This window comes from Paenibacillus xylanexedens (genome assembly GCF_007676705.1).
Taxonomy (GTDB): domain Bacteria; phylum Bacillota; class Bacilli; order Paenibacillales; family Paenibacillaceae; genus Paenibacillus; species Paenibacillus xylanexedens_C.
Genome location: NZ_VEBF01000006.1, coordinates 156,940 through 173,572, shown reverse-complemented (window position 1 = coordinate 173,572; position 16,633 = coordinate 156,940). Strand labels below are relative to the sequence as shown.

At 46.7% G+C, this 16,633-nt stretch carries 18 protein-coding genes; 16 read left to right on the top strand and 2 right to left on the bottom strand.

Annotated features, from left to right (window positions below; translation table 11 throughout):
* Positions 1-41: 41 nt before the first annotated feature.
* Both FS628_RS24980 and FS628_RS24975 read right to left on the bottom strand, forming a co-directional pair.
* Positions 42-659, bottom strand: a complete 618-nt coding sequence (locus FS628_RS24980; RefSeq protein ID WP_145325673.1) for a UbiD family decarboxylase — start codon at positions 657-659, stop codon at positions 42-44.
* Positions 660-675: 16 nt separating this feature from the next.
* Positions 676-879 (bottom strand): hypothetical protein, encoded by a 204-nt coding sequence (locus FS628_RS24975; protein ID WP_076253873.1) that lies wholly within the window; start codon positions 877-879, stop codon positions 676-678.
* Between the two features lie 180 nt (positions 880-1,059).
* Here FS628_RS24975 and FS628_RS24970 point away from each other — a divergent pair, with 180 nt between their 5' ends.
* The 16 genes from FS628_RS24970 to FS628_RS24895 all read left to right on the top strand — a co-directional run bounded on the left by FS628_RS24970 (position 1,060) and on the right by FS628_RS24895 (position 16,560).
* Positions 1,060-2,166, top strand: a complete 1,107-nt coding sequence (locus FS628_RS24970) for an Ig-like domain-containing protein (protein WP_145325672.1) — start codon at positions 1,060-1,062, stop codon at positions 2,164-2,166.
* Between the two features lie 120 nt (positions 2,167-2,286).
* A complete protein-coding gene (locus FS628_RS24965) occupies positions 2,287-2,838 on the top strand; it encodes a GrpB family protein (protein ID WP_145325671.1) in 552 nt (183 codons plus the stop codon).
* A 4-nt stretch (positions 2,839-2,842) separates the two neighbouring features.
* Positions 2,843-3,247 (top strand): DUF2809 domain-containing protein, encoded by a 405-nt coding sequence (locus tag FS628_RS24960; protein ID WP_145325670.1) that lies wholly within the window; start codon positions 2,843-2,845, stop codon positions 3,245-3,247.
* 31 nt (positions 3,248-3,278) lie between these two features.
* Positions 3,279-3,836: a GNAT family N-acetyltransferase gene (locus FS628_RS24955; RefSeq protein WP_145325669.1), complete on the top strand. Its 558-nt coding sequence runs from the start codon at positions 3,279-3,281 to the stop codon at positions 3,834-3,836.
* Between the two features lie 51 nt (positions 3,837-3,887).
* On the top strand, positions 3,888-4,217 hold the full coding sequence (locus FS628_RS24950) for a DUF952 domain-containing protein (RefSeq protein WP_145325668.1): 330 nt from the start codon (positions 3,888-3,890) through the stop codon (positions 4,215-4,217).
* A 69-nt stretch (positions 4,218-4,286) separates the two neighbouring features.
* Complete coding sequence (locus tag FS628_RS24945) at positions 4,287-4,877, top strand: DUF1572 family protein (protein WP_145325667.1); 591 nt, start codon at positions 4,287-4,289, stop codon at positions 4,875-4,877.
* Positions 4,874-5,467: a histidine phosphatase family protein gene (locus FS628_RS24940; RefSeq protein ID WP_145325666.1), complete on the top strand. Its 594-nt coding sequence runs from the start codon at positions 4,874-4,876 to the stop codon at positions 5,465-5,467. Before FS628_RS24945 ends, FS628_RS24940 begins: the two co-directional genes overlap by 4 nt.
* Positions 5,468-6,301 carry a DUF2785 domain-containing protein gene (locus FS628_RS24935; RefSeq protein ID WP_145325665.1) on the top strand — a complete coding sequence of 278 codons (834 nt, stop codon included), beginning with the start codon at positions 5,468-5,470 and terminating at the stop codon, positions 6,299-6,301.
* Positions 6,302-6,343: 42 nt separating this feature from the next.
* Positions 6,344-7,060: a 5-oxoprolinase subunit PxpB gene (pxpB, locus tag FS628_RS24930; protein ID WP_260871180.1), complete on the top strand. Its 717-nt coding sequence runs from the start codon at positions 6,344-6,346 to the stop codon at positions 7,058-7,060.
* Complete coding sequence (locus tag FS628_RS24925; RefSeq protein ID WP_145325664.1) at positions 7,057-8,091, top strand: biotin-dependent carboxyltransferase family protein; 1,035 nt, start codon at positions 7,057-7,059, stop codon at positions 8,089-8,091. The genes pxpB and FS628_RS24925 overlap by 4 nt, the downstream gene beginning before the upstream one ends.
* Entirely contained in the window at positions 8,088-8,861 is a 774-nt protein-coding gene (locus tag FS628_RS24920) for a LamB/YcsF family protein (RefSeq protein WP_145325663.1), read from the top strand. Before FS628_RS24925 ends, FS628_RS24920 begins: the two co-directional genes overlap by 4 nt.
* Positions 8,862-8,944: 83 nt before the next feature.
* Positions 8,945-9,403 (top strand): NUDIX domain-containing protein, encoded by a 459-nt coding sequence (locus tag FS628_RS24915; RefSeq protein WP_145325662.1) that lies wholly within the window; start codon positions 8,945-8,947, stop codon positions 9,401-9,403.
* A 463-nt stretch (positions 9,404-9,866) separates the two neighbouring features.
* Complete coding sequence (locus FS628_RS24910; RefSeq protein WP_145325661.1) at positions 9,867-10,283, top strand: pyridoxamine 5'-phosphate oxidase family protein; 417 nt, start codon at positions 9,867-9,869, stop codon at positions 10,281-10,283.
* Between the two features lie 478 nt (positions 10,284-10,761).
* Positions 10,762-13,011: a bifunctional 2',3'-cyclic-nucleotide 2'-phosphodiesterase/3'-nucleotidase gene (locus FS628_RS24905; RefSeq protein WP_145325660.1), complete on the top strand. Its 2,250-nt coding sequence runs from the start codon at positions 10,762-10,764 to the stop codon at positions 13,009-13,011.
* Between the two features lie 217 nt (positions 13,012-13,228).
* Positions 13,229-14,284, top strand: coding sequence for an EAL domain-containing protein (locus tag FS628_RS24900; RefSeq protein WP_145325659.1), 1,056 nt, complete (start codon positions 13,229-13,231; stop codon positions 14,282-14,284).
* Positions 14,285-14,463: 179 nt separating this feature from the next.
* A complete protein-coding gene (locus tag FS628_RS24895; RefSeq protein ID WP_145325658.1) occupies positions 14,464-16,560 on the top strand; it encodes a methyl-accepting chemotaxis protein in 2,097 nt (698 codons plus the stop codon).
* Positions 16,561-16,633: the final 73 nt, after the last annotated feature.

Here is a 16,633-nt window from a genome sequence, read left to right as displayed (position 1 = left end):
AGTGAAGAATCAGAAAAGGAACCCCTTGACCGGGGTTCCTTCTAATTAAACATATGATCTGTTACCCACTGGTACTCTTGTTCAAGTCGAGCTGCCAATTTGGGATCTTCCTCGGCTGTAACTTTTCTCATGTATGTTAAATCAATCGTATCAAATTGACTGTAAATCAGGTAACGTGCCCATTCCAAGCTTCGGGCATCTGTCCAGTACTCGGAGGCTCTCAATCGATCCAAAATAAGGTCGTCTATTCCAATTACGTAGCAGTAGCCTTCAGGTGTTAATAATTTGATAATCTTATCTTTTGAACCTTCCAGTGTATCAGAAGGTATTTCGATAGGGATGTCCATTTCGGAGACATAATAATGTCTTCCTTCGCGGACGAAACCCAGATGATCAAATAAACTTCGGGCTAAATCATCTCTGATCATGACCAGATCAACATCAGCTGTCTTGTAACTTCCAGAAGTGTATAGTTCAACAGCGTGTCCCCCAACAATAATGGCTGGATCTGCATCTAATTCATCAAGAATAGGAGTAATAATACCCATAACATAGAACTCTTTTAAATCACTTTTGGTCACATCAGCTGCAAGTTCCTTCAATTTTCGTTTAGCCCATTTAATTCTTTCCTGCATTTCTGGTGTTTGAATACGTTCCATGGTTCACCTATATTCTTTAACGCAGCTTCCATTCACGCTCGTTAATGATTTCGATTTGTCCAGATTCAAGGGCTTTTTTGAAGCGATTGCGGGCTGTTTTCATCAATAGAACCATTTCGTCTTCAGGACGAATCTTGGTGGATGTCGAAGTGACGATAGCTTTCATACGTTTACGGTTATTTTTAGGTGAAACCATATCAAGCAAATTCTTTTCGATCATACATATCCCACCCCCATCTTTTAGGTTTATTAAAACAGTATTACGCGACCTTCCCATATTATACAATGAAATTTATGAATTGTTCCAAGACTCCCACTTACGTTATTCAACTTTGTGCAATGCGTATCCGATATAATATAATAGAAGTAAAATATTGGATTATGGGAGATGGGGATAGAAATGAGTAGAATCAAACTGGCTCTTCGAGGCACGCTTGCTCTAATAATCGCGTTAGCCGTAATGGTTCCTTCGTTAGCCTTGGCGGCAACGGGTGATGTGACATCGATTGAAATTACCAATAGTAGCCCGCAGAAGTTGAGTGTATCCGAGACAGCTAGGCTTCAGGTGATGGCAACCGTAGAAGGTTTTGATAACAAACAGGATGTTACCGAAGGTGTCACATGGTCCACCAGCAATGCAGCAGTTGCGACGATGGTAAAAGGTAAAGTCAAGGCTGTGGCCGCGGGCGAAGCAACCATTTTTGCACAGGTAGACGGGGCAAAAGCCCAGTTGGTTGTCCAGGTGCAGGAGAAGATCAAAAGCATCAAAGCTTCACCGAAATCCTATAGTTTTGTTAAAGGTAGCGAAAGTACTCTTCCCAAAGTAAGCATTGTCCGTGCGAACGGCAAGGAAGAGGATGTGACGTCTGAGATTGTGTGGTCGGTATCAAGTAACTCGGCTGTGTTGGAAAATGGGAAAATTAAGGGCAACACACCAGGCAGAGTAATGCTGCAAGGCAAATACGGCTCAGAGACAGTGAAAGTTCCTGTTGCCGTAACGGATGTGATCACCAAAGTAGAGGTTACCCCTGCAACTATGCAGCTGAATATTAAGAAGTCCAAAGCGTTGAAGGTCATCGGGACCTACGCGAATGGCAAAACGATCAACCTTTCGAAACAAATCATATGGACCTCTTCCAACACGAATGTAGCTATCGTGAAAAATGGAGCCGTTAAGACGCTGACGGAAGGACAAGCGACCTTGACAGGAACTTATCAAAATCAGACAATAAAGGCAGAGGTTACCGTTGTGCCTTTGCTCAAAAAGTTGATTACAGGCCAGAAAAAATTGGTCTTGTCCCCGCAGGGAAGTACAACGCTGAGTGTGATGGCCCAGTATGATACAGGCAAGACCACTGTTGTGACCAACAGTGCGGTGTGGAGTAGCACGAAGCCAGGCGTAGCCACAGTAACGAATGGCAAGATTGTGGCTGTAGGCAAAGGTAAAACATCCATAACGGCCAAATGGGGCAACAAAAAAGTGACGATCCCTGTTACAGTAAAATAAATCAGTGCAAGACACCGTTAAAATCATCAATATCATCAAGGTAACAGACAACTAGGGGCGTAGATATACGCTCCTTTTTGGATATAGAAATCCAACGAACATCAAGGAGTGAGCTTGGGAATGACAGATCCATTGCAACCGGAAAACTGGCCTGCCTGGGCCACAGAGCAGGTAGAGATTGCTCCGGCTAACCCCAATTGGAGTACGCAGGCTCGGGAAGAAATTCAGCAACTCAAACACCTTTTACAGCAGTTTAATATCCATCAATTCGAACATATCGGAAGCACATCCATTCCAGGGTTACCCGCCAAACCCATTATTGATCTAATGGCAGAGGTACAGTCTTGGGATGACATGGATCTGATTGCGGATCAGCTGAATCCGTTAGGCTGGAACTATGTTCCGCCTGAATTGGATGGCCGGGAATATAGACGATTTTGGGTCAGGGTTAAGGATGGGAAGAGAGCTGCACACCTTCATCTGATGCGCCCGGGAGAGGAACGTTGGGATCGCCAAATCCGCTTTCGGGATGTGCTGAGAAAACGTCCAGATCTGGTGGAAGCTTACGCTGTCCTGAAGGCGAAGCTGGCTGACGAGAATAAGGAAGACAGGGAATCGTATACTGCTGCCAAAACGCAATTTATTTTACAAGTGCTTGATGAAGGCGTGTGATTGATTGAAAAGCGTACTTATCAGAGACAGGCTGATCTATTTCTTCGCAGTCATGATGACCATGGCGGCAGGACTCGCATCCAGACACTTGGGTGAACGATTGCCGGATTGGGTGCATGAACATTTCGGAGATGCATTATGGGCGGGCATGATTTATTTCGGAGTACGCATGGTGTGGCCTCATCGCAGCTTGGTATGGGCGATGTGTTTTAGCTGTGTGTTCAGCTGGCTGATTGAGTTCTCGCAATTGTTTCAGACGCCTTGGCTGATTGAGATACGTTCAACCGTATGGGGTGCTCTTGTTTTAGGACATGGTTTTCTGGTGATCGATCTGATTCGATATACGGTCGGTATTCTGTGCATGGTTGTAATAGATCGTTATTTCCTGAGAAATAAGATGGATGGATGATGAACTCAAGTGAATCAGGGAGGTACTCTGAATGAATGTAGAAAAACTTTTTGCTGAATCGCCACAATTCGAAACACAGCGGTTAAAGCTGAGACGCCTTGCGATGGATGATCTTGATGAATATTATGCGTTTGCCTCTGATCCGCGAGTGAGTCAGCAAAGCTTGTGGAACTGCCATGAGACGGTGGAGGATTCAATTCAATATATTCAGCGGGTACTGGATAATTATGAACGGAAAACGATACATATCTGGGCTTTTGTTTTGAAGGAAACAGGGACCTTGATCGGGAGAGGTGGCATTTTTCATCTCAACGAACCCATGCAGAGTGCTGAACTGGGGTACGCAATAGCCAGCAGTCACTGGGGCAAGGGTCTGGCAGCAGAAGCGATGCAACCCATCGTGGATTATTGCTTACAGGAACTGGACTGCAATCGGCTGGAGGGGAAATGTAATGCAGGCAACATAGGCTCTGCACGTGTCATGGAGAAGCTGGGCATGTCGTACGAAGGTTTGCTACGCAAACAGTTGAAGATCAAAGGTGTATTTACGGATCAAAAAGTGTACTCCCGTATCCGGGATGATCTATAATACTTCCAATGACGCATAGGGTACATCGCAGAAATTGAAGGAGGCGGAACCATGATCTACAGTATTATTTCCCGTTCTTTGTGGGAGCAAGTATCAAAGGGGAGTGAGTATGCACCAGATAGCCTGGAGACGGACGGATTCATTCATTGTTCCACCAAAGAACAGATTCCATGGGTAGCCGGGCAATATTATGCAGGTCGCACAGATCTGTTATTGCTCAGTATTGATGAGAAGGCGTTGAAGCCAGAACTGGTATATGAGGATCTCTACGAATTGAATGAACTATACCCACATATCTATGGAGAGCTCAATCTGGATGCGGTGCGTAAAGTCATTCCATTTGAACCGAATGCAGACGGTACGTTCTCATTCCCGGAATAAAGTAACATGTGACGTATCTGTCTGAACGTGATCAGGGGTTATCATACTTTTCCGAAGGGCGGTTAACGGATGGATATGAATGAGGTTTTTCTGGAGACAGCCGAGAAACAATTTTTGTATTATAAGCAGCTCGGAGAAAAAGCCATGGCACAACTGGAGCCCGAGCAGTTGTTTCAATCCTGGAATGAAGACGCGAACAGCATTGCTGTTATCGTAAAACATTTATGGGGCAATATGTTGTCCCGCTGGACGGATGTACTGACAACAGATGGAGAGAAACCATGGCGTGAACGGGATGCCGAATTCGTGAATGATATTTCTTCCCGGGAAGAGTTGCTCTCCAAATGGGAAGAAGGCTGGAATTGTCTACTCGAAGCCATTCGTTCGTTTACCCCGGAACAATTGTCTCATATCATATACATTCGCAATGAAGGACACACCGTCATGGAGGCTATTATTCGGCAATTGGCACATTATCCGTATCACATAGGACAGATTGTATTTGCCGCCAAAATGCTTAAAGAAACAGCGTGGGACAGTCTTTCGATTCCGAGGAACGGGTCTGCTCAATATAATGGTGGCAAATTTGCCAAACCGAAAGCACGAAAACATTTTACAGAAGATGTACTTCATATAGAAAAAGGTGAGGAATTACAATGACCCAAATCGCATTGATTCGCCATGGAAGCACGGCGTGGAATAAGGAAAAACGATCTCAGGGCCAGACGGATAATCCGCTGGATCAGGATGGAAGGGAACAGGCGGTATTACTTGCTGCGAGACTGGCCGAGGAATCCTGGGATGCCATCTATGCAAGTGACTTGGAGCGTGCAAGTGAGACGGCTCGCATCATCGGTGACCGCTTGGGCATTCAGGAGATTCATCTGGACCCTAGGCTTCGCGAGATGGACGGGGGTCAGGTCGAAGGAACGACGGAAGCAGAACGTATAGCCAAGTGGGGAGTGGACTGGAGTACCCTGGATCTGGGACGGGAGCTTGCGGATGCAGGGACTGTTCGAGGCAGTGCGGTGCTTGAGGATATTGTACAGCAGCACCCCGATGGTAGAGTGATCGTTGTCAGTCACGGAGCTGTCCTGCGGAATACACTGCGAGGTCTGGTGCCTGAACTGGATATCAGCGTGAAGCTGTCCAACACATCCATTACCCGGATCGCCAAGAAAGAGAATGTCTGGCAATGCGAACTGTACAATTGCAGCACGCACTTGGATTCGTCTGGGGAGTCACGATAGATGAATGCTCCGACATTAAAGCAAAAATTACAGCATATCCAGTCGGCTAATCATTCCATTGATAACGAGGAACAGCCTTACGAAATGGCGCTGCATATGATGAATCATATTGGCAGTCCTGACCCTGTTCTGCGAGATGAATTGATTTATGTTACGTTTGCGACCTGGATTGGACAGGGTGTATTTTCGGAAGACCAGCTCCGGCATGTGTTGCAGTTGGCGCTGGACGATCAACACCTTTTCTACGGGATCGGAGAGCAGGGAACAGACAGTGTGTTTACACGGACGTTCTCCGTGTTGTTACTGCCTCCAATTCTGAATGTGGATCGTCAGCGACCCTTCCTGAACAAGGAGGATATCGGGGGGATTCACCATCGTTTGACTACATATCTGGAACATGAAAAAGATGTTCGCGGCTACGTCGATGATAAGGGTTGGGCGCATGCTCCGGCACACGCGGCTGATGCAGTTGAAGATCTGGCACAATCGCCATTTCTGGAGCGAACGGATCTGCTGGAACTTCTGCATGCATTCGCTGTAAAAATAACGGAATCCACTGTGGTTTACATCCATGATGAGGATCAGCGAATAGCGCATGCTGTAATTACCATTCTTCGTCGCAATCTGTTGGAGCAAAAGGATATTACGGTGTGGATCGATTCCCTTCATCCAGGAGATAAGGCAGAGAACAGATCACTTCTGGAAAGCAGTCAGATGAGCCTGAATGTGCGTCTGTTTTTGCAGACACTCTATTTTGCGATCCGGAGGGAAGTAGCTGAGCCGTTTCCAGCAGTTCGGTCTACGATATTGAAGGTATTAGAAAGAGAGAAGTAATGGGACATTAGATATGTGGATGTGGGAAAAGGGGGAGATGACGTGACCAAACAGTCGTATTCATGGACGAAGCATATGCTATCCCCGCTGGGTGAAACAGCCATTATTATCGATTGCGGGGATGACTTGTCTGAAGTTGTACACCACAGGGTGATGTCCGTATGTGCTTTGTTGGAAAAGTCCACGTTGCCTGCGATGATCGAATGGGTACCTTCATACACGTCAGTCACGCTGTTTTATGATCCGTTTATCTCCTCTTACCCTCAGTTATGCCAGATTCTACTTCAACAGTTGAATCAAATGAAGGAATCCGTACAAGACAAGCCCAGAACGGTCACAATTCCCGTATGTTACGGTGGCGACTGGGGGCCTGATCTGGACTATGTTGCGAGTGAACATGGACTGACCGCAGAGGAAGTTATTGCGATTCATACATCCGGGGACTATCTGGTACACATGATTGGATTCGCACCGGGTTTTCCTTATCTCGGCGGGTTATCCGATCGGATTGCTACACCCAGACGGGCAACGCCAAGGCTTCGGGTAGAGGCCGGTACAGTAGGTATTGGTGGCAAACAGACGGGAATCTATCCGGTGGATACACCCGGTGGATGGCAATGTATTGGAAGAACGCCACTCCGGTTGTTTCGTCCGGATGAGCATGTGCCGAGTTTGCTGGCAGCAGGTGATCGGGTTCGATTTGAACAGATTACGATGCAGGACTATCTGGCGTTGAAGCGGAAGGAGGGCGAAGGATGAGTATTGAAGTGATTCGCCCTGGTCTGTTATCTACCGTTCAGGATGAAGGCAGAACTGGCTATCGCCGGTATGGTATTCATCCTGGCGGGGTCATGGACACCTTTGCAGCCAGAGCAGCCAATATGCTTGTGGGCAACTCCCGTCATGCGGCAGTGCTGGAGATGACGATGACGGGGCCTAGGCTTCGGTTTCATGAGAGTCGGCTTATCTCATTATGTGGGGCCGATCTGACGGCAACCGTGGATCATCAGCCTGTACCGTTATGGCGTCCTGTGCTGGTGCGGGCAGGAAGCGTACTGAAGTTTGGCCAATGTCGTCATGGCTTGCGCGGTTATCTGGCGATTGCGGGCGGAATAGCTGTACCAGAAGTCATGGGTAGTCGAAGTACAGATCTCAAGACAGGTCTTGGCGGTGTGGAGGGACGAGCCTTATGCGTGGGGGATTTGTTGCCTACGGGGGAACCTTCTGTTGAAGCGCGAGTATGGATGCAGCGTATGGAGAAGAAGGCAGAGGAGAATGAACGGGACCACCGAATATTGGTGCCTGCGTGGTTCTTGTCTGAGCGGGAAAGACCTGACTATGATGGCAGATCTGTTATTCGCTTAATGCAGAGCAAGGACAGTTTGCTGTTCAGCCAAGAAAGTCTGGAGCAATTCTATGGCGAAAAATACGTCATTTCTCCGCAATCGGATCGGATGGGTTATCGATTGCAAGGCTCAAGGCTGGCGCTGGATCAACCACTGGAGCGGTTGTCTGAAGCTGTTACCTATGGCACGGTGCAGGTGCCGCCGGATGGACAGCCAATCATCTTGATGGCAGACCATCAGACGATTGGAGGTTATCCTGTGATTGCACAGGTAGCACGGGTGGATATGCCAATCCTGGCTCAAGCCAAGCCAGGAACACGAATTGCTTTTAAACAGATTACGTATGATCAAGCCCGGCAGTTGTATAACGAACAGGAATGCAACATGCAGCTCATCGACAAGCTGATACGCAGAAGAATCGCAGAAATGGAGAGCGCTCAATGAATACCTCGAATACCTTGGATATCAATTGTGATCTGGGCGAAAGTTATGGTATATATCGCACTCTATCGGATGAGGCTATTCTACCCTTGATTACGTCAGCCAATATTGCCTGCGGGTTTCATGCAGGAGACCCGGCCACGATGCGGCTGACCGTGGAGAGGGCGTTGTTGCATCAGGTTGCGATTGGAGCCCATCCCGGGTTGCCGGATTTGCAAGGGTTTGGCAGAAGACGAATGGAGATTACGCCAAGGGAAGCATATGACATGGTGGTATATCAGATGGGTGCGCTGGATGCCTTTGTCCGTGCAAGTGGAGGGCGCATGCATCACGTGAAACCGCACGGTGCCTTATACAATATGGCCGCAGAAGATGCGAAGCTTGCTGAAGCCATCGCGGAGGCGATCTATCAAGTACAGCCCGAACTGTATCTGTATGGCCTCGCGGGTAGTGAGCTGATTAACGCTGCGAATCGCATCGGTCTGCGTAGTGTGAGTGAAGTGTTCGCAGATCGAACCTATGGGGCGGATGGAAAGTTAACTCCTCGCAGCCATGCCGGAGCCCTCATTGAAGAATCGGGACAAGCGATTGCTCAAGTGCTTCGGATGGTGAAAGAAGGCGTGGTTGTATCCACGGATGGTACACTGGTTCCCATTAAGGCAGAGACGGTATGTATCCACGGTGACGGTTCGAACGCTCTCGCATTTGCGCAAGAGATTCGTCGGGTACTGGAATCGGAAGGGGTTAGGCTGTCCGCGCAAACAGCTGGATAAACCTCTACAGCAGAACGACAGCTTACAGATTGTTTTGTTAAATTGAACTGTGAAACTTGGAATGACAAGGAGTGAAGAACAGAATGAAACCCATACGCAACTCGGCGAAGGCCGTCATTGTGCAGGATGCACGATTGCTGGTCATCCGGCTGGAAGATCAATATGGTACCGCTTATGTGTTCCCAGGTGGGGGGCAGGAGAAGGGTGAAGAACTCAAGGATGCGGTCGCGCGTGAATGTCTGGAGGAGATTGGTCAGGCCGTGAACGTAGGAGAGCTGTTACATATCCGTGAATATATCGGAAAAAATCATGAATTCGCCGAGTGGGATGCAGATATCCACCAGGTTGAATTTTATTTTGCATGCAGCCTGAAGGATCCGGAGGCAACTATTTTTGAAGGCTCTAATCCAGACGACAACCAAGTCGCCGTGGAATGGATTGCACTTGGAGAGCTGTCCCAGATTCGTTTATATCCAAAAACCATTGGTGAGTTGCTGCTTACATCGGGCACTTCCTCAATCTATCTGGGAGATCTGAATTAAATCAGCCAAGAAGAAATATCGTGCTAACTTCTTTATGTAAACATTTTTATAATCAGCTTTTCCAATATTGTCACGTTTGCGTATCGGTTCATGGATTCACCATAGGTGAGGTGGGTACACTATAAGTACAGGCTTATTACACCTAACGTAAGTTGACTGTACTTATACACAGCAACGGAGCGGATAAAACCTAAAGAAGCGAAACCTGCAAAGTTAAGTACAGGTTTCTGTTTGAACTTTAGCTTACCCACTCCTCAAATTGGAAGAACGGTAGACGTAGTGGAGGGGACGGAATCGATTCTGAGGAAGCGAAGCGTTCGCCTTTATCACCGGATTTTCCCTTTGAGAAAAGGGAATCAAAAAAATCTGGGGATAACAGCGATCCAAAGAACGATCCGTACCCGGAACGGCCGCCTACACAGTCCTTCCAACATTCCCCCAAAAACCGAAAGGAGCACTTCCCATGAACCAGACTGAATTGGAACAAAACATTGTAAAAGCATTGGAAAACAACCCTTTTTGCAGCTTCTCCACTGTGGAGAACGGTAAACCAAAATCCCGTTATATGGCGCTTTTCAACGATGGACTGAACATTCATCTGGCAACGAACCGCCGCACACACAAAGTAGAAGAGCTGGAGAATAATCCGAATGTTAGCCTTCTGCTCGGTTATGAGGCTGGTGGCTCCAAGGAAGTAGTTGAGATCGAAGGAACCTGTGAAGTGACGAAGAACGAGGGCTTGCGTGAGCAAGTATGGAACGACGAACTGAAGGCATGGTTCGATGGACCTAACGATCCGAACTATGTCATTCTGGACATCACACCGGCTCGTATTGAATACACAGGGAAAGACCACGAGCACCTCGTGTGGGAACAATAATTCGAATATGAAAATAACCTTTGCGAAGTAGCGTCCGTATGCGTAACTACGCGCAGAGTTCAATCCAACCGTGAAAGCCATGAAGGCTTCACGGTTTTTGTTATGGATGAATAATACTGAATTGGACATCGATGTAAGGCGTATGTAATATACGTATTTTGAAACAAATAAGCACTATATACCTACTAAAATATTGAAGAAATTGTCGAAATCACGCATGATATTGTAAACTCGGCCCGGTATGTGCGGGTAATGTAAAAAATAATGCTTTTCAATGGCCTAACATTGCGTTATGATTTGGAATGTAAACGACAAGCACAGACATAAATAGATGTTCATGTGAGATAAACTTACCTGGAGTTCCGATGCATGTCATCTGAGCATCAGTACGCACAACCCATGAAATCTATCTTTTTTCTGCGCCTGTTCGTTTGCCCATTCATGCATGATTCAATGTACATAACCGGGAGGGGTTATTTTGAAAACGAGTAAAAAAGTATTATCAAGCCTGACTGCCGCTTTGGTTGCATTAAACGTGCTTGCGGTATTTCCGGTACCTGTATCGGCTGCGGATGCTGCCAAAGTGAAGCTGCGGATCATGGAAACCACAGACATTCATACCAACCTGGTTAACTATGACTACTATTCCGACAAAGAGACAGACCAGTATGGACTCGCCAAAACAGCTACACTGATTAAGAAAGCCCGTGACGAGGCGAAGAACAGCCTGCTGTTTGATAACGGGGATCTGATTCAGGGAAATCCGCTGGGAGACTACTCTGCGAAGATTGATCCACTGAAAAAGGGTGAGACTCACCCTGTATATAAAGCGATGAATCTGCTCGATTATGATGCAGGTAACATCGGTAACCATGAATTCAACTATGGTCTGGACTTCCTGGACATGACGCTGGAGGGAGCGAACTTCCCTTACATTAATGCCAATGTCTATGTAGACGATGGTGATGATGATGAGACGAACGACAAGAACTATTTCACACCTTATGAGATTTTGGACAAAAAAGTAACGGATGAGACTGGCAAGGAACATACGATCAAAGTGGGTGTGATCGGATTCGTGCCGCCACAAATCATGCAGTGGGACAGCGCTAATCTTGAAAGCAAAGTAATCGCCAAAGATATTATCGCTACTGCGAAAAAATTCATTCCTGAGATGAAAGCAAAAGGTGCAGACATTATTGTAGCTATTCCTCACTCCGGATTTGAGGAAATTCCTCAAACGGATCTGATGGAGAACTCCGTATTGTATCTGAGCCAAGTTGAAGGCATTAATGCAATTTTGTTTGGACATGCCCACAAAGTGTTCCCAAGTGCTGATTTTGCCGGCAAAAAAGGGGTAGACCTGGAGAAGGGCACCATTAATGGCGTTCCTGCTGTAGAGCCAGGATTCTGGGGGGATCACCTGGGAATTATTGATCTGGATCTAGAACAAGTGGATGGTAAATGGAAAGTGGTGGATTCCAAAACGGAAGCACGCCCAATCTATGACACAGAAGGCAAAAAGCCACTGGTAGAAGCGGATCAGGACATCATTGATGCGGTTCACGAAGAGCATGAAGGCACATTGGAGTATGTACGTGGTCCGGTGGGCGAAACGACTGCACCAATCAACAGCTTCTTCGCGCTGGTTCAGGATGATCCATCCATTCAGATCGTAACGAATGCACAGAAATGGTATGTTGAAAAACATATGCAAGGTACGGAATATGAGAAAATTCCTGTATTATCCGCAGGTGCTCCATTCAAAGCAGGTGGACGTTCAGGCGCTTCGTATTACACGAATATTCCTACAGGAACCATTGCGATCAAAAACGTAGCAGACCTGTACGTGTATCCAAATACGGTACATGCTGTAATGGTTAATGGCGCAGAACTGAAAGAATGGCTGGAATGGTCTGCAGGCCAATTTAATCAGATCGACCCGGCTAAAGGTGGACAACAACAACTGATCAACAATGATTTCCCAACGTACAACTTCGATGTTATCGATGGCGTAACGTATCAGATTGATGTAACCCAGCCAGCCAAATACGATAGCAAGGCTGTGATCGTTAATGCATCCGCAAGTCGGATCAAGGATCTGAGCTTTAACGGCAAACCGGTTGACCCGGCACAAAAATTCATTGTAGCGACGAATAACTACCGTGCTTCTTCATCCAAACTGGCTAACCCGGACGGCAAACGAATCGTTCTGGCTGCACCGGATGAGAACCGTCAAGTGATCATCGACTACATTCGTGAGAATAAAACGATTAATCCAGCAGCGGACGGCAACTGGTCCCTGGCACCAATCAAACCATCTGCTGGTGTAACTGCAGCAGCGCTAAACGATCTTGAAGTTGTGTTTGCTTCTTCCCCGGATGCGAAAGAGCTGGTTGAAGCGAATCCAGCGATGTCGTTCATCGGTACGAACAAAGAAGGATTTGCGGAGTATGGCTTGAAATTGACAGGTGAAGCAACGACAACACCTGAAACTGGTACGGAGCCAGCTCCAACGCCTAAACCAACGCCAACGCCGACACCTAAGCCACAACCTGAGAAACCGGCAACCAACAACAAGGTTGTATACGTAGTGAAAAAAGGAGATAACCTGTACCGCATCGGTTTGAAATATGGTGTGGACTGGCGTAAGCTAGCGACAGCTAACCAAATCTCAAATGTGCACAACCTGAAAGTTGGACAGAAAATCGTGATTCCCGCTTCATAAGTTTAATAAGCGGTGAAGAGGAGACCGACAGTCATCAGACTGTCGGTCTTTTTTTCTGCAAATTTGAATATATCTGTTCCAAATAACCGTCATAGAGGAAGTCATCAAAACAGTAGAGATTAATTTCAAGACCCATGATATAATATTTACAAACTTTGGGTATATACAAGTGAACATTAATGAACGTGGAATCATAAATTGGCAAGGGGGGTCCTACATGAATTGCAGTGGCTGCAGTCCAATCTATCCTATAGAGGGTCAAGGTACCTTGTACCTGCGTCCCAATTCCCCCGCTTTGCTGGAAGCGCTGCAAACGCCGGGAAGACATATCGAAACATCGGATGACATGATGTGGATGCATTTCTCGAATCTTGAGGCGGTTCAGAGCTTGATCGAGGAGATTGTGCAAATGGAGCCAACGTTAACTCACTCCCTAACCGTTCAGATTATGCCTTTATACGAAAAGGCCAGCAATGAAAGCTGGATCAGTCTAAGCATGCAGCAATCTCGTTTCAAACATGCCGATTTGGTTACCGTTATTTTGGAGCATCAATTCAGCAGTCATATGCAGCCCATCGTTGATGCATCGGAGCAAATTATTGGCTATGAGTTTTTACTTCGTCCGTCTGATCATGGAAAATCCTTCAGTTCCTATGAATTATTTGAAGTTGCGCGAGCGACTGGGTTACATTCTTTTCTGGATCGAACTGCGCGTATTACTGCCATTGAGACCAGTGCCCATTTTCTGCCGCAAGGTGTTAAACGCTTCGTGAATTTCCTGCCTTCCTCCATATATAACCCCGAATATTGTCTGACACATACGTTTGAAGCGATTGAACGTCTTTCGCTTGACCCTAAAGATTTTGTGTTTGAAGTCGTGGAAACAGAGCAGATTCAGCATATGTCCATCTTGCAGCATATCTTTGAGGTGTATCGATCCCGTGGAATGTCCGTTGCACTGGATGATGTAGGTGCTGGATATTCGACAATAGAGTTGATGAATCGGTTAGAGCCGGATTTTGTCAAAATAGATCGAAGTCTTATTGACCGTTGCGATCAGGATTCGACCAAACAACAGAAAATTCTTCATATTGTTGAGATGTCGAGTCGATTTGGAGGTCAAGTACTTGCAGAGGGGATCGAGCGAATGGAAGAGTTTGAATTCTGCCGTTCTATAGGTATTGAGCTTGCACAAGGCTACTATTTCGGTAAACCTTCGGCACAACCCCCAGATGGCCCGCATTCCAACACTCTGCCTAGTTTCATTGAATAAAAACAGCAACCTGTACAGTGTACAAGTCACTTCTGATCAGAAGTGGCTTGTTTGGTGTGTCTGCACTTTTTTCTCTCAAATAAATACTCTCCATTAGCCGATATATAAGATAAGCCTTGTAGATTGATCCATACATACAAAGAAAGAGGCCATTTTTACATTTAGAGGGGGAGAAAGCAATGAGTGAAGCTCAGGATAATAAAATAGTGAAATCAGCAAAACCCGCCAAACCCAAACAAAATAAAAATAAAAAGAAGAATAAAAAGAAAGGTTTCGTCTGGAATATAAGGAACAAACTATTGGTCTCTTTCCTGGCAGTTCTGCTCCTGCCAAGTCTGGCCATAGGCTTGATCACACTAACGATGGCTGAAGATGGCGTACAAGGACAATTAGTAGACAGCGCCCAGCAAAGTGTGAACACGGCCAATACCATTGTAGAAAGCCAAGTGAATTACAAGATCCATGACATTAACTATTTTGCGGATGCTATTGATTCAACCCTCATTAAAGGAGAGAACGATAGTCCTGAGGTTCAGGTGAAACTGGAGCAATATCTGGGCTTGCATTCCGATGCTCTGAACATCTTTGTAGGAACCCAAGAGGGAGTTATGGTGCGTGGTAAGGCCAAGACTGGAAATGCTCAAGAGGCCAATTATGATCCAAGGGAGCGGGAGTGGTACAAACTTGCGATGGAGAAGCCAGGTGCACCCGTCGTGTCAGCTGTATCCGTTAATACGGACGGCGTTGCCGTTGTATTTATCTCCAAAACATTAAAGGACCAATCCGGTGTGGTCGGTTTGTCTCTGGATCTGACAGAACTGCAAGAGCAGGCATCCATTAAGGTGGGTAAAGAAGGCTACGTCATTATTATGGATGCGAACAAAAATTATGTCGTATCCCCTGTAGTAGATGCAGGTACGCCGGAAACGAGTGGCTTGCTGGATGAGATGTATGAAGGTCCAGAAGGTCAATTCGATTACGTGTTCGACGATCAGCCGAAGATGGTGATTTTCTCAACAAATGAAGCAACAGGCTGGAAAATTGCCGGCACGATGTTCAAGAGTGAAATAACTGATGCGAGTAAGGATATTCGGATGGCTACATTTATAGTTATTCTTGCGGCCACGTTCCTTACGCTCATCTTTATTATCTGGTTCACACGTTCCATGCTGCGTCCAATCAAGCGTCTGCAGGAATCAGCCAGAGCTGTAAGTAAAGGTGATCTGACCGTGAAAATGGAAACGGGTCGTAAAGATGAAGTCGGTGATCTGGCGAAGTATTTCGAGCGTATGGTTGATAACCTGCGGATGATGATTCTCGGTGTACAGGAGACGACAGAGCAAGTATCTGCTTCTTCACAAGAATTGACTGCTAGTGCAGAACAAACGACCAAAGCGATTGAACATTCAACGCTAGCCATTCAGGAACTGGCTGAAGGTGCAGAGCAGCAGGTGAATAGTGTGAGAGACGGATCTGGACAGATGAGCCGAATGGCAGAAGATGTTCGGATGATGTCGGAGCGTGTGCAATCGATCACAGCGAATATGCGTAATACGTCCGGAGCGGCTTTTTCGGGGAATGAGGCAGCAGGACAGGCAGTTGTGCAGATGAACAGTATTCAGGAAACGGTGGAACAGCTCGGAAGGGTAGTCCAGTCTCTAAATGCTCGTTCGGTTGAGATTGGCAGTATGGTTGATGTTATCGCATCAATCTCCAAACAAACCAACTTGCTCGCATTGAATGCTTCCATTGAAGCGGCAAGAGCGGGGGATGCGGGTCGTGGGTTTGCTGTCGTTGCTGGAGAAGTGCGTAAACTTGCAGAAGAATCCGGTAGCTCGGCAGGGCAGATCGGTGAGCTGGTACACAATATCCGTCAGGACATGGATGCTGCTCTTATCGCCATGAACGCGGCTCAGACTCGGGTGGGAGAAGGCATTGAGGCTGTGAATACATCAGGACAATCGTTTGCCCAGATTCGGGAGGCGGTGGAAGATGCTGTTCATACATTGGATGATTTGTCCGAAACAACGAAGCAGCTGGAGAACGGTGCATCCCACGTTGCCAAGGCGATGAGCGACATTTCCAATGTGACCCAGGAATCGGCTGCGAATACAGAATCCGTGTCTGCATCTTCGCAAGAACAACTGGCATCGGTAGAAGAGATTGCATCATCCTCAGCACATCTGAACAGCATGGCAGAACAATTACAAGGACTGCTCGGCATGTTCAAGATGGTAGAGGATACACCGAAGGATAAGGGTAGCGATAAATCCTGATATGGGGACAGCGAAACCTACTACAGTTTATATAAAAAAATAAAGATAGACATTGCTCCTGCAGCCCTGTATA

Coding starts and splice junctions, on each gene's coding strand:
- FS628_RS24975 (WP_076253873.1), bottom strand. CDS start 879: ATGATCGAAAAGAATTTGCTTGATATGGTTTCACCTAAAAATAACCGT.
- FS628_RS24900 (WP_145325659.1), top strand. CDS start 13,229: ATGAATTGCAGTGGCTGCAGTCCAATCTATCCTATAGAGGGTCAAGGT.
- FS628_RS24965 (WP_145325671.1), top strand. CDS start 2,287: ATGACAGATCCATTGCAACCGGAAAACTGGCCTGCCTGGGCCACAGAG.
- FS628_RS24940 (WP_145325666.1), top strand. CDS start 4,874: ATGACCCAAATCGCATTGATTCGCCATGGAAGCACGGCGTGGAATAAG.
- FS628_RS24915 (WP_145325662.1), top strand. CDS start 8,945: ATGAAACCCATACGCAACTCGGCGAAGGCCGTCATTGTGCAGGATGCA.
- FS628_RS24950 (WP_145325668.1), top strand. CDS start 3,888: ATGATCTACAGTATTATTTCCCGTTCTTTGTGGGAGCAAGTATCAAAG.
- FS628_RS24920 (WP_145325663.1), top strand. CDS start 8,088: ATGAATACCTCGAATACCTTGGATATCAATTGTGATCTGGGCGAAAGT.
- FS628_RS24970 (WP_145325672.1), top strand. CDS start 1,060: ATGAGTAGAATCAAACTGGCTCTTCGAGGCACGCTTGCTCTAATAATC.
- FS628_RS24935 (WP_145325665.1), top strand. CDS start 5,468: ATGAATGCTCCGACATTAAAGCAAAAATTACAGCATATCCAGTCGGCT.
- FS628_RS24910 (WP_145325661.1), top strand. CDS start 9,867: ATGAACCAGACTGAATTGGAACAAAACATTGTAAAAGCATTGGAAAAC.
- FS628_RS24925 (WP_145325664.1), top strand. CDS start 7,057: ATGAGTATTGAAGTGATTCGCCCTGGTCTGTTATCTACCGTTCAGGAT.
- FS628_RS24955 (WP_145325669.1), top strand. CDS start 3,279: ATGAATGTAGAAAAACTTTTTGCTGAATCGCCACAATTCGAAACACAG.
- FS628_RS24980 (WP_145325673.1), bottom strand. CDS start 659: ATGGAACGTATTCAAACACCAGAAATGCAGGAAAGAATTAAATGGGCT.
- FS628_RS24945 (WP_145325667.1), top strand. CDS start 4,287: ATGGATATGAATGAGGTTTTTCTGGAGACAGCCGAGAAACAATTTTTG.
- FS628_RS24895 (WP_145325658.1), top strand. CDS start 14,464: ATGAGTGAAGCTCAGGATAATAAAATAGTGAAATCAGCAAAACCCGCC.